General features: G+C 73.9%; 11 protein-coding genes and 1 pseudogene. 7 read left to right on the forward strand and 5 right to left on the reverse strand.

The features are described 5' to 3' along the window. Positions 1-36: 36 nt before the first annotated feature. Positions 37-780: a maleylpyruvate isomerase family mycothiol-dependent enzyme gene (locus ACZ3X1_RS26685; RefSeq protein WP_356812309.1), complete on the forward strand. Its 744-nt coding sequence runs from the start codon at positions 37-39 to the stop codon at positions 778-780. A gap of 131 nt (positions 781-911) precedes the next feature. Continuing rightward, entirely contained in the window at positions 912-1,469 is a 558-nt protein-coding gene (locus tag ACZ3X1_RS26690) for a hypothetical protein (protein WP_467281214.1), read from the forward strand. Positions 1,470-1,566: 97 nt separating this feature from the next. Here ACZ3X1_RS26690 and ACZ3X1_RS26695 read toward each other — a convergent pair whose 3' ends face one another. After that, positions 1,567-2,031, reverse strand: coding sequence for a hypothetical protein (locus ACZ3X1_RS26695; RefSeq protein ID WP_356812311.1), 465 nt, complete (start codon positions 2,029-2,031; stop codon positions 1,567-1,569). A gap of 110 nt (positions 2,032-2,141) precedes the next feature. Here ACZ3X1_RS26695 and ACZ3X1_RS26700 point away from each other — a divergent pair, with 110 nt between their 5' ends. Next, positions 2,142-2,489, forward strand: coding sequence for a hypothetical protein (locus tag ACZ3X1_RS26700; RefSeq protein ID WP_467281215.1), 348 nt, complete (start codon positions 2,142-2,144; stop codon positions 2,487-2,489). Here ACZ3X1_RS26700 and ACZ3X1_RS26705 read toward each other — a convergent pair. Both ACZ3X1_RS26705 and ACZ3X1_RS26710 read right to left on the reverse strand, forming a co-directional pair. Further along, a complete protein-coding gene (locus tag ACZ3X1_RS26705; protein ID WP_467281217.1) occupies positions 2,456-3,424 on the reverse strand; it encodes a spherulation-specific family 4 protein in 969 nt (322 codons plus the stop codon). The two genes, ACZ3X1_RS26700 and ACZ3X1_RS26705, sit on opposite strands and share 34 nt — an antisense overlap. 166 nt (positions 3,425-3,590) lie before the next feature. Further along, positions 3,591-4,289: a TetR/AcrR family transcriptional regulator gene (locus ACZ3X1_RS26710; RefSeq protein ID WP_362624243.1), complete on the reverse strand. Its 699-nt coding sequence runs from the start codon at positions 4,287-4,289 to the stop codon at positions 3,591-3,593. Between the two features lie 157 nt (positions 4,290-4,446). Between ACZ3X1_RS26710 and ACZ3X1_RS26715 the strand changes: the two genes are divergently transcribed. Further along, positions 4,447-4,908, forward strand: a complete 462-nt coding sequence (locus ACZ3X1_RS26715) for a nitroreductase/quinone reductase family protein (RefSeq protein WP_390076786.1) — start codon at positions 4,447-4,449, stop codon at positions 4,906-4,908. Positions 4,909-5,534: 626 nt separating this feature from the next. Here the strand turns inward: ACZ3X1_RS26715 and ACZ3X1_RS26720 are convergent. Beyond that, a complete protein-coding gene (locus tag ACZ3X1_RS26720) occupies positions 5,535-6,737 on the reverse strand; it encodes a geranylgeranyl reductase family protein (protein WP_467281320.1) in 1,203 nt (400 codons plus the stop codon). 335 nt (positions 6,738-7,072) lie between these two features. On the opposite strand from ACZ3X1_RS26720, the gene ACZ3X1_RS26725 reads away from it, so the two are divergent. Further along, positions 7,073-8,437 (forward strand): M20/M25/M40 family metallo-hydrolase, encoded by a 1,365-nt coding sequence (locus tag ACZ3X1_RS26725; protein ID WP_467281219.1) that lies wholly within the window; start codon positions 7,073-7,075, stop codon positions 8,435-8,437. Between the two features lie 145 nt (positions 8,438-8,582). Further along, a pseudogene (locus ACZ3X1_RS26730) lies at positions 8,583-9,262 on the forward strand (MBL fold metallo-hydrolase). A 105-nt stretch (positions 9,263-9,367) separates the two neighbouring features. Here ACZ3X1_RS26730 and ACZ3X1_RS26735 read toward each other — a convergent pair. After that, positions 9,368-10,405, reverse strand: coding sequence for an NUDIX hydrolase (locus ACZ3X1_RS26735; RefSeq protein ID WP_467281220.1), 1,038 nt, complete (start codon positions 10,403-10,405; stop codon positions 9,368-9,370). Positions 10,406-10,602: 197 nt separating this feature from the next. Between ACZ3X1_RS26735 and ACZ3X1_RS26740 the strand changes: the two genes are divergently transcribed. Continuing rightward, positions 10,603-11,592 carry a LacI family DNA-binding transcriptional regulator gene (locus ACZ3X1_RS26740; RefSeq protein WP_467281321.1) on the forward strand — a complete coding sequence of 330 codons (990 nt, stop codon included), beginning with the start codon at positions 10,603-10,605 and terminating at the stop codon, positions 11,590-11,592. Positions 11,593-11,637: the final 45 nt, after the last annotated feature.

An 11,637-nucleotide genomic window follows, 5' to 3' on the forward strand; every position in this document is an offset into this window, starting at 1 on the left:
CTCCATTGTCGCCGCCGGGGCTGCAAGACTCCCGGTATGGAGATCACCGAGTACGTGAAGACCCTCGCCCGGGAGGGCGAACTGCTCGCCGACGTGGCAGAACGAGCCGGTACGGACGCCTTCGTCCCGTCCTGCCCGGGCTGGCACGTCACCGACCTGCTGCGGCACACCGGGTCGGTGCACCGCTGGGCCGCCGCCTACGTCGCGGAGGGGCGGCTGGAGCCGACGGGCTTCCCGGAGGCGCCGGAACTGGTCGGCGGCGAGCTCCTGACGTGGTTCCGGGAGGGCCACGCGGAGCTGGTGCGGACGCTGACGGAGGCGCCGGACGACGTGCAGTGCTGGACCTTCCTCCCGACGGCCCCGCCGTCGGCGGTCGCGTTCTGGGCCCGGCGGCAGGCCCACGAGACCACCGTGCACCGGATGGACGCGGAGACGGCGCTGGGCGTCGTCTTCTCGCCGGTGGCGGCGGAGTTCGCGGAGGACGGGGTGGACGAGCTCCTCACCGGCTTCCACGCGCGCCCGCGCAGCCGGGTGCGGACCACGGAGCCGCGGACGATGCGGATCCGGGCCGCCGACACGGGTGCGGTGTGGACCGTGCACCTGTCGCCTGCGCCGCCGCACACGGTCCTGGGCGACTTGGGCGACGCGGTCGACTGCGAGGTGACCGGTGAGGCGGCCTGGCTCTACGCGGCGCTGTGGAACCGGCAGCCGCTGGCTGGCCCCGGGGTGACCGGCGATCTGTCGCTGGCGGCGCTGTGGAGGGAGACGGCCGGAATCTGACTCTTCGGGTGGGGGCGGGCGCCGTCGGACGTCGTGGGGCGCCGCCGCCGACGCCCGCCACCCACCCCCGGCCGGATACCTGCGCGGACCAGCGGTTATGGTCGCCTCCTCAACGATCACGGGGGTGGCAGATGTTCGGTTCCACGGTGCGCGGCGCGGCGGTGGCCGCGGTGGTTCTGGCGGGGTTCGCGGTCTCCTGCGATTCGGGTCCGGCCACGCCGGCCGCCGCGTCCTCGGCGTCCTCCGCGTCCGCGTCCGCGTCCTCCGCTCCTTCGGCTCCCTCCACGCCGTCCGCGTCCTCGCTGCCGGGGCCGTCGGAGGCGGGCCCGGGCGGGCCCTCGGCATCCCGCGGGCCGTCCTCCCCGGCCCAGCCCGGCGCCGCGCCGGAGAAGGTCCGGGACGCCTTCGCGGGGCTCCAGGCGACGCTGGACGGTTCGTGCACCCCCGCCGAATGCGCCTACTTCCTCGGCCGGGTCTACGACGAACTCCACGGCCTGGACGCGGCGATGAAGGCGGATCCGAAGGGGCCCGGGCACTTCCCGGAACCGATCGCGCTGGTCGCGAAGCTCGACGCGGAGCTGGGCGGGGACCGTGGCTTCAAGAACCTGAAGGAGCACCAGAGCCTGTTGATCGGCACCCGCGACAAGATCAACACCTGGATGCAGGGCCACCCGGACGACTACCGCTGACCCGGACCGGGCGTACCCGCTCCGCGAAAGGCCCGCGCGGGTGATCGTCGCGGCTGGGGTGCTGGCCGCATGACCGACGCCGATACCGACTCGCGGCCTAGACGCAGCGGCGGGCGGTCGTCACGAAGGTGTCGATCAGCTCGCGGGTCGTATCCCGCCGGGTGACGAGTGCGGCGAGGTCCGGCGCGCGGTCGATGGCACCGACCGCGGTGAAGGCCTCGACCGCTGCGGCGCCGAGATCGGGGTCGTCGGTGATCAGCTGGAGCCGGAAGAGTGCCTGCTGCGTGTTGGCGCGCGTCTCGAACGACCGCCTGCGCAGGGCGGCTTCGTCCTCACCGTCGCGACCCTGGTGCACGCAGAACCAGTGGTGCAGCATGGCCTGGCGGAACTCCACGAGCAGGCCCGCGTACGCGCCGTAGGCGTCGAGCCGTTCCTGACGCCGCTGCGCCTCCAGGGCGTTCTGCTCCGTACGCCGCGCGGCGCGCTGCTGGAACGCATGGGTCACCACCGAGCCCAGCAGCGTACCGAGCACGGCGATGAGGCTCGTGGCCATGGCGTTCATGGGGTCATGCAATCAGAGGACCGGCCGCGAGACGGGGGCGGGGCTGGGAGAACGGGGGTAGGAACCCGGCTCCGCAGTCGCGGTCCAAAAACGCCTTCCGGGACGCGGAGTTGTGCGTACGGGCGCCCGACGAGACCTTCACCGGCCGGCGGAGCTTCGACACGGCCCTGAAGGAGTACCAGGCGGCCGGGGACGAACAGGTCATGGCGATGGACGAGTTCACCGCCGGGCCGGCCGCGCCGGATCCGCCGTCGGGACTGGGCCGGCTGCTCGCCGCGGTCTCCCGGAGCGGACCGGCCGTGGACGCCTTCGCCCGGGTCACGGCCGGCGTCACCTCGCCCGCCGAGTTCTCCGCACCCGGCAGCGCCGAACAGCCCTTGGGGCAGACGCACCCGACACCGGCACGGCAACGGTCGTACGAGGCTCAGGACACGTCCTGGCCGAGCGTGGCCGCGTAGGCGGTCTGGGAGGTGTACTTCCACGTCGGGCCCGTGTTCCACGGGTTGGGCATGACCGTGTCCGTGGCGTACGCGTAGCCCGCGCCCCGGCCGAAGGCGGTGCGGAGGGTGGCGTGCATCGCCTCGTCGCCGGGGACGTCGTGGACCAGGTGCCAGAAGGCCGTGCCGCTCGGGTCGAGTTCGGTGCCGGGGCGGTAGCCGGAGTCGTGGTCGAAGACGTTGCCGCCGAGCCAGCCGGCGCCGGTGTACGCGGCGTAGGTGTCCTCGTAGGTGACGAAGACGTCCGCGGTCCGGCGGCCGGGCTCCAGGTAGCAGTCGGCTATGGCGGTGCCGGGGTTGTTGACGACGAGGTCGGGGACGGCGGGGTCGGCTGCGTTCATGGTGTCCTGGACGTAGCGGCGCAGCTCGGCGTAGTGGTCGCGGGTGGCGTTGGCGGGGCCGCAGTCGCGGCTGACGACGTCGAAGAAGATGCCGTCGACGTGGAGGCGGCCGTCGGGGGTCTTGAGGTAGTTGTCGACGGATGCCCTGACGGCGGCGATGTCGCGGTTGCCGTGGTCGGTGTGCACGTAGCCGAGCACCTTGGTGCGCTCGCCGGTGGAGGTCGTGCGGGCGCGAAGCGCGTCGGCGCGGGCCCGCCAGGGGGTGTCGAAGGGGGCGTCGCCGTTGCCCGGGTTCAGCACGACCACAGAGGGCGCCGGGCCGGTCTTCGTGAGGTCGGTCAGCATCCGGTCGTCCGCCATCACGTAGGCGGGGACGCCGATCTCCAGACCCCGTACGCCGGGCATCCGGGGGGTGGGGGGCGGGGCGGGCGCCGGGGCGGCGGCAGGAGCGGACCCGGTGGACGCTTCGCGCTGCTGCGGGGCGGCGGACGGCGCCGGCGCGGCCAGTAGGACGGTCGCCAGGACCGCGTACAAGGCCTTCTCGGCGCGAGGCATGAAACGTTTCCTCCGATGGAGGCGGGGCTGGGGGACCCGAGGAACACTAGACGGACGGCCCGTCGTTCAAGGCTGAACCTCTTGTATTGGCCGGAGGAACAGCAGAGCGAACCATCGCCCCATCACGTGAATTCCCCCGGGGACGCCCCCCTCCCCCGCCCTTCTGTCATACGGCGGGCAGTCCGACCCCGTGCGCCAGTTGCCCCGCGGCGTGGGTGAAGAAGGCGGAGCGCTCCTCGACGACCCCCTTGAACTGGCCGAACAGTTCGAAGGAAACGAGCCCGGCGAGCTGCGCCCAGGCGGCGACGAGGGCTGCGACGACCGCAGGCGGCAGGCCCTCGGCGAACTCGGCGGCCATCCGGCCGGCCTCGGGGCCCAGGGCGGGCGGGAGCGGCGGGAGGGCGAGGCCGCGCCCCTCGTACGCGCCGCGGGCGATGCCGATGAGGACGTTGCCGACCCGGGAGGCGGGGCCGACGGTGTCGGCGGGGGCGCTGTAGCCGGGGACCGGGGAGCCGTAGACGAGGGCGTATTCGTGCGGGTGCTCCAGCGCCCACGTGCGGACGGCCTCGCAGACGGCGATCCAGCGGTCGCGGGGCGGGGCGCCGGCGGCGAGGGCGCGGGCGTCGGCCTGCTCGGCGGCGGCGCCGAGGCTGTCGTAGGCATCGATGATGAGCGCGGTCAGCAGCTCGTCGCGGCTCGGGAAGTAGCGGTAGAGGGCCGAGGAGACCATGCCCAGCTCCCGGGCGACGGCGCGCAGGGAGAGTTTGGCGGCGCCCTCGGCGGCGAGCCGGCGGCGGGCCTCGTCCTTGATGGCGGCGGTGACCTCAATGCGGGCCCGTTCCCTGGCCCCTCGCACGGTGTTCATGCGGGCCAGTCTGCCACGCGGGCGGAGCACTGCCCGGAAAGTGGATCCCCGATCCTTTTCAAGAGCACTGCTCTTGCTTTGGTGCACCGCTCCGATGCACACTGTTCTCAAGCGAGAGCACTGCTCTCCCAATGCAGATGACGGCCCGGAGGTCCTCGTGAACGCCCCCACCCCGTATTACGTCCAAGCCGGCCCGCTCGTCACCCGCTTCAACTCGTTCTTCGGAAAGCTGGCCCGCTTCGGCATCAGCCTGGCCGGCAGCGCGGAGCTCTCTGTGCGCGGCCGCACGTCCGGCCAGATGCAGCGCATCCCGGTCAATCCGCACACGTACGAGGGCGCGGAGTACCTCGTCTCGGCCCGCGGCCACTCCCAGTGGGTCCGCAACATGCGGGTGGCGGGCGGCGGCGAGCTGCGCGTGGGGCGGAAGGTGCGCGCGTTCACCGTCGTCGAGGTCACCGACCCGGTCGAGAAGGCCGCGATCCTGCGCACCTACCTGGAGAAGTGGGGCTGGGAGGTCAACCAGTTCTTCCGGGGCGTCGACGCGAAGGCCTCGGACGCGGAGATCCAGGCCATCGCCGGCGACCACCCCGTCTTCCGGATCGTCCCGGCGTCGAGGTGACCCCGCGCGGGCCGCTCCGCAGACGCGGGGCCGGCCGGGGCGCAGGTGCGGCTGCCGCCGTGCCCGCAAGCGGGTGCGCCACGAAAGCGGGGCACGTGTCCGCGGCTGGCTGCCGCGCGGGGCAGCCAGCCGCAGGGCAGCTCCGGACAGCGCAGTTCCCCCGCCCCGTGGGCCCCGCGGCGTTCGCCGCGCGGCGCCCCCTGGCTGCGGACCTCCCGTCCGGCCCGCGCCCCCGGCGCCCCCTCGCCGCCACCGGCTACACCGCCTGACAGGGGGTCGGGCGTCAGCGCGGTCACCACCGCCCCGGCCACCGGCGGCGCTGCGCGCGCAGGCGCCGAGGCCCCGCCCGGCCGGCCCGCCTCGGGGGTCTGTCCGGGCGGTCGAGCTCGGCTCCCCGGTCCGGCCCGCGGCCTTCGCCGCCATGGGCCTTCCCCGGTTCTCAGGCTCTCAGGGCCGAAGGGAAAAACGGCACGGCGGACCGGGCACCCGAGTACGAGACGCACGCGAGCGCCCGACGATGCAGCGAGGCGGCGGTGCCGGGGCGCCGCAGGCCGGGCGTGACCCTGCCGCGGCGAGGCGGCGCGGTGCCGGGCGCCGCGGGCCGGGCGTGACCCTGCCGACCGGACCTACGCCCGGTCGCCGTTCCGGGCCGCCGCCGCCTGCCGGGCGTCCAGCGCGTGCAGTGCCCTGCGCGCCAGCGGGTACGTGCGCACCATGTCGGCCAGGGTCGTCGCGCCCCGCGTGATGCGGGCGAAGGCCCGCCACGCCGGACGGAACCCGGTGATCGCCGCGTGCAGCAGCCCCGGCCTGGCCTCGAAGACGGTCAGCATCCGCTTGCCGACGCCCATCTCCACGCCCAGCCCGGCCTTCACAGCGAAGGCGTAGTTGAGGGCCTGGCGGCGCGCGTCCACCGCGTCCTGCGCCTCGGCGATCTTCACCGCCCACTCCCCCGCGAGCCGCCCCGAGCGCAGCGCGAAGGAGATGCCCTCGCGGGTCCACGGCTCCAGCAGTCCGGCCGCGTCGCCCGCGACCAGGACCCGGCCGCGCGAGAGCGGCGAGTCGGGCTTGCGGCACCGCGTGAGGTGCCCGGAGGAGACGGCCGGTTCGAAGCCGGAGAGTCCGAGCCGGGCGATGAAGTCGTCCAGGTACCGCTTGGTCGCGGCCCCCTCGCCCTTGGCCGAGATCACCCCGACCGTGAGGGTGTCGCCCTTGGGGAAGACCCAGCCGTAACTGCCGGGCAGCGGCCCCCAGTCGATCAGCACCCGCCCCTTCCAGTCCTCCGCCACCGTCACGGGGACGGGGATCTCCGCCTCCAGGCCGAGGTCCACCTGGTCCATCTCGACGCCCACGTGCGCGCCGATCCGGCTCGCGCTGCCGTCCGCGCCGACCACCGCGCGCGCCAGGACGGTCTCCCCGTCGGCCAGCACCACCGCGACGGTGCGCCGGTCGGGCACGGCCGCCCCGTGCTGCTCCACGCGGGCCACCGCCGTGCCCGTGCGGACGGTGGCGCCCGCCTTCTCCGCCTCCGCGACCAGGCCGGCGTCGAACTCGGGGCGGTTGATGAGCCCGAACAGCATGTGCTTCGAGCGGCGGGTACGGCTCAGCCTGCCGTCCATGGAGAAGGTGACCGCGTGGATGCGGTCCTTGAGGGGCAGGACGAAGCCCGGCGGGAGGGCGTCGCGCGAGGGCCCGATGATGCCGCCGCCACACGTCTTGTACCGGGGCAGTTCGGCCTTCTCCAGCAGCAGGACGCGCCGTCCCGCCGTGGCCGCCGCGTGCGCGGCCGAGGATCCGGCCGGTCCGGCTCCGACCACGACCACGTCCCACACCTCGCCGGCTCCCCCGGCCCCCTCGTCGCCCGCCCCCTGCCCGGCCGGGCCCGCGCCCGGGCCCATGCCTGCGTCCGCTCCGGCCGCGGCGTCGAACCCCGCGCCTTCGCCTGCATCCGCACCTGCGTCGCGTACGTCGTCGTCGCTGCTCACGATGTGTTGCTGCTCCTGATCACCCGGTTGCTCCGATGCCGGGGAAATCCTACGGCGAGACGCCGCCCCACCCTGCTGTGCGAAGATCGGACCGTCCTTCCGCCGCACCCGGCATACGCCCGGCCCGCGCATGCGCGGGCGGCGTACACGGATACAACGTCGCACCCAAAAGGAGCGTGCCCATGTCCCAGAATCCGATCGCCGAGACCATCGCCTCGCTGATGCCCCGCGCCAAGCAGGAGCTGACCGAGCTGGTGGCCTTCCAGTCGGTGGCGGACTGGGCGCAGTTCCCGCGCAGCGAGAGCGAGGCCGCGGCGAACTGGGTGGCCGATGCCCTGCGCGTCGAGGGCTTCCAGGACGTGGCGCTGCTCGACACCCCCGACGACACGCAGTCCGTGTACGGCTTCCTGCCCGGCCCCGAGGGCGCGCCGACCGTACTGCTGTACGCGCACTACGACGTGCAGCCGCCGCTGGACGACGACGCCTGGATCTCCCCGGCCTTCGAACTGACCGAGCGCGACGGCCGCTGGTACGGGCGCGGCGCGGCCGACTGCAAGGGCGGGTTCATCATGCACCTGCTGGCGCTGCGCGCCCTGAAGGCCAACGGCGGTGTGCCGGTGAGCGTGAAGGTGATCGTCGAGGGCTCGGAGGAGCAGGGCACGGGCGGCCTCCAGCAGTACGCGGAGGCGCACCCGGAGCTGCTGACCGCCGACACCATCGTCATCGGCGACGCGGGCAACTTCCGTCTCGGCCTGCCGACGGTGACCGCCACCCTGCGCGGCATGTGCCTGCTCAAGGTGAAGATCGACACGCTGGGCGGCAACCTGCACTCGGGCATGTTCGGCGGTGCCGCGCCCGACGCGCTGGCCGCGCTGATCCGCGTGCTCGACTCGCTGCGCGCCGCGGACGGTTCCACGACCGTCGACGGGCTCGCCTCGGACGGGGTGTGGGAGGGCCTGCAGTACCCGGAGTCGGACTTCCGCACCGACGCGAAGGTGCTGGAGGGCGTCGAGCTGATCGGCGAGGGCACCATCGCCGACCGCCTGTGGGCCCGCCCGGCCGTCACCGTGCTCGGCATCGACTGCCCGCCGGTCGTCGGCGCGACGCCGTCCGTGCACGCGAGCGCCGGCGCGCTGATCAGCCTGCGCGTGCCGCCGGGCGCGGACACCGCGGAAGCCGTCAAGCTGCTCCAGGCCCACCTGGAGGCGCACACGCCGTGGAAGGCGCGTCTCGAATTGGAGGTGGTCGGCCAGGGCCAGCCGTTCCAGGCGGACACCGACAGCCCGGCGTACGCGTCGATGCGCTCGGCCCTGGAGGCCGCCTACCCCGGCCAGAAGATGCAGATCAGCGGCATGGGCGGGTCGATCCCGCTGTGCAACACGCTGACGTCGCTGTACCCGCGGGCGGAGATGCTTCTGATCGGGCTGAGCGAGCCCGAGGCGCAGATCCACGCGGTCAACGAGAGCGTGTCGCCGGAGGAGCTGGAGCGCCTGTCAGTGGCCGAGGCGCTGTTCCTCGTCAACTACGCGGAGTCCAAGCGCGCCTGATCCGGCCCGACGGGTACCCGCCGCCGCGGTACCCGCCGCTTTCGTTCGCCCAGGGCGCGGTGTGCCCTGGGCGAACTCCACTCACGGTGAAGTCGCGCGCCCGGGCGGCGGGCCGTCCGTACGTTCACCGTATGGATCTTGGCGAATGCTCCCGAACCGGCTCCACATGCTCCGCTTCCCCATCGGCCAGGCGTTTCTCTGGCAGGACGGCGGAGCGCTCGCCCTCATCGACGCGGGCCGTGCCGAATCCGCCGCGGCGATCGAAGGGGTGACACGTTCCCTCGGGCTGCTCCCCGAGCGGCTGGAGCGGGTCGTGCTCACGCACTGCCACCGTGACCACGTGGGCGCGCGGGTGAACTCGCCGCACGCTGGGGGGCCCGGGTGCTGGCGCACCGGCTGGACGCGCCCGTGATCCGCGGCGAGCGGCCCGTTCCCGAACCGGTGCTCCTGGACTGGGAGATCCCGCTGTACGCGCGCGGCCTGGCCGTTCCCGAGGCCCCGCCCACCCCGGTGGAACCGCGACCTGGAGGACGGGGACGCGCTGGGCTTCGGGGACGGGGCGTACGTCGTGCCTGCGGCGGGCCACACCGACGGCAGCATCGGTATCCACCTGCCCCGCCACGGTGTGCTGTTCACGGGGGGCTGCGTCGCCGCCGTCGGCCCGCTGATGCCGGGTGCCTTCACGTCGACCGCGTCCGGGCGGTCGGGTCCTTCCGGCGGCTGGCCGGCCTCGAACCGTCGGTCGCCTGCTTCGGCCACGGCGATCCCCTCACGGCGGACACCGCCTCCGCCCTGGCCGAGGCCGCCGCCGAGACCCCGGCGTGAGGACGGGCGGGCGCGTGAGCCGAAGCGGTACGCCGTCACGAGTCGACGCCGCCACGAGTCGGCACAAGGTGCCCCGGAGGCACACCGCCCCCGGGAAGCGGGCCCTCAGCCGGTGGGGACGCCCGCCTCCAGGTAGAGGGGGCGGCCTCGTTCCCGGGCGCGCAGGGCCCAGCGCAGGCGTTCGCAGCGGTGCTGCGGCAGCAGTTCCGCGGCCTCGGCCTCCGTCACGAAGCGCCAGGCCCGCAGTTCGGGGCCGGGCAGCCGGAGGCGGGCGGCCGCCTCTTCCGTGAGGCGGCCCCCGTCGAAGAGCAGGCGCAGCCCTCCGAAGCCGGGGGGCTGCGGGCGTTCCCAGTCGACCACGAGGAGCCCGGGCGTCCGGTCCAGTACGAGGCCCAGTTCCTCCGCGACCTCTCGTACGCCGGCGCACGCGGGTGCCTCGCCGGCTTCGACGACGCCTCCCGGGAACTCCCAGCCCGCCTTGTACGTGGGATCCACCAGCAGCACCCGGTCCTGCTCGTCGAAGAGCAGCACCCCGGCCGCCACCGTCTCCCGCGTGGGCTCAGGGGTCTGCACGATGTCGCAGACCCGGGCGGTCTCCGAGCGGACGGCTTCGGCGATCCGCTCGGCGGTCTCCCGCACGGTCAGGGCCCCGTTGTCGATGACGTGCGCGTCGCCGGTGAGCCAGCCGAGGGCCTGCTGGTAGGCCGGGATGTGGTCGTAGGCCCACTGCCGGACCCGCAGGTCCACGTCCGCGGGCTCGCCGGGCTCGGTGCGGGTCGCGATCCGCTCCCGAAGGATCGTTTCCTCAGGAGCGAGCAGCACGTGCCTCACGGGAATGCGCCGCGCCGCCAGCCCGCCGAAGATCTCGTCCCGGTAGTCCTGGCGCAGCAGCGTCATCGGGACGACGAGCACACCGCCCACTTCCGCGAGCATCGCGGCGGCCGTGTCCACGACCAGCCGCCGCCAACTCGGCAGGTCCTGGTAGTCGGTGACCTCCGCCAGCCGTTTGGGCGGCAGCAGCACCCGCAGGGCGTCGCCGATGAACTCCGGGTCGAACAGGGTGCTGTCCGGGAGGATTGCGTTCAGTTCACGGGCCGTGCTGGTCTTCCCGGCGCTGAACGTGCCGTTGATCCAGACAATCACGTCTACCCCTCTCCCCATGGCTCGTCCGGAGCCCCCAGTGGCTTGCCCGCCCCACCCTGCCACGAAAACCTCACTATCGGCCGAGTGCTTATCCTCAAGGTCACGAGCCCGCACGCTCGCCCGAGTACCAGGGAGGATTCACGACCGTGCCCCACAACCGCCGCACGTCCGACCCCCGCTACGGCAACCGGCCGACCATGAAGGACGTGGCGGCCCAGGCGGCCGTCGGCCTCAAGACGGTGTCCCGGGTGGTCAACGGCGAGCCGGGTGTCACCCCCGAGACGGAGAAGCGGGTCCTGGAGGCCATCGAGGCCTTGGGCTTCCGCCGCAACGACAGCGCGCGCGTGCTGCGCAAGGGCCGTACCGCCACCGTCGGCCTCGTCCTGGAGGACCTCGCCGACCCCTTCTACGGTCCGCTGAACCGGGCCGTGGAGGAGGTGGCCCGCGCGCACGGGGCACTGCTCATCAACGGCTCCAGCGCCGAGGACCCGGAGCGGGAGCGGGAGTTGGCGCTCGCGCTGTGCGCCCGCCGGGTGGACGGCCTGATCGTGATCCCTGCCGGGAACGACCACCGTTACCTGGAGCCGGAGATGCGGGCGGGCGTGGCCACGGTGTTCGTGGACCGGCCGGCCGGCGGGATCGACGCCGACGTGGTGCTGTCGGACAACTTCGGCGGGGCCCGCGGCGGCGTCGCCCACCTGATCGCGGGCGGCCACCGCCGGATCGGTTTCATCGGGGACCACCCCCGCATCCACACGGCGACGGAACGCCTGCGCGGCTACCGCGCGGCCATGGCGGAAGCGGGCCTCGCCGTGGCCGAATCCTGGATCTCGCTCGGCTCGACGGACCCCGACCGGGTCGCGGCGGCGGCGAGGTCGATGCTCGGCGCGGGCCCGGAGCCGGTGACCGCTGTCTTCGCCGGGAACAACCGGGTGACGGTCACGGTGGTACGGGTCCTGGCCGCGCTGGAGCGCCCGGTGGCCCTGGTCGGCTTCGACGACTTCGAGCTGGCGGACCTGCTGCGGCCGGGCGTCACGGTGGTCGCCCAGGACCCGGCGGCGCTCGGCCGGGTGGCCACGGACCGCCTCTTCCTGCGCCTGGCCGGAGCCGGGCTCCCCCCGTCCCGCACCGAACTCCCCACCCGTCTCGTCCCCCGCGGCTCGGGCGAGATCCCGCCGGCGCCCTGACCCCCGCCCACGCCGACGGCCCGGCCCCGTGGAACGGGGCCGGGC

The organism is Streptomyces sp. NPDC023541 (assembly GCF_055559995.1).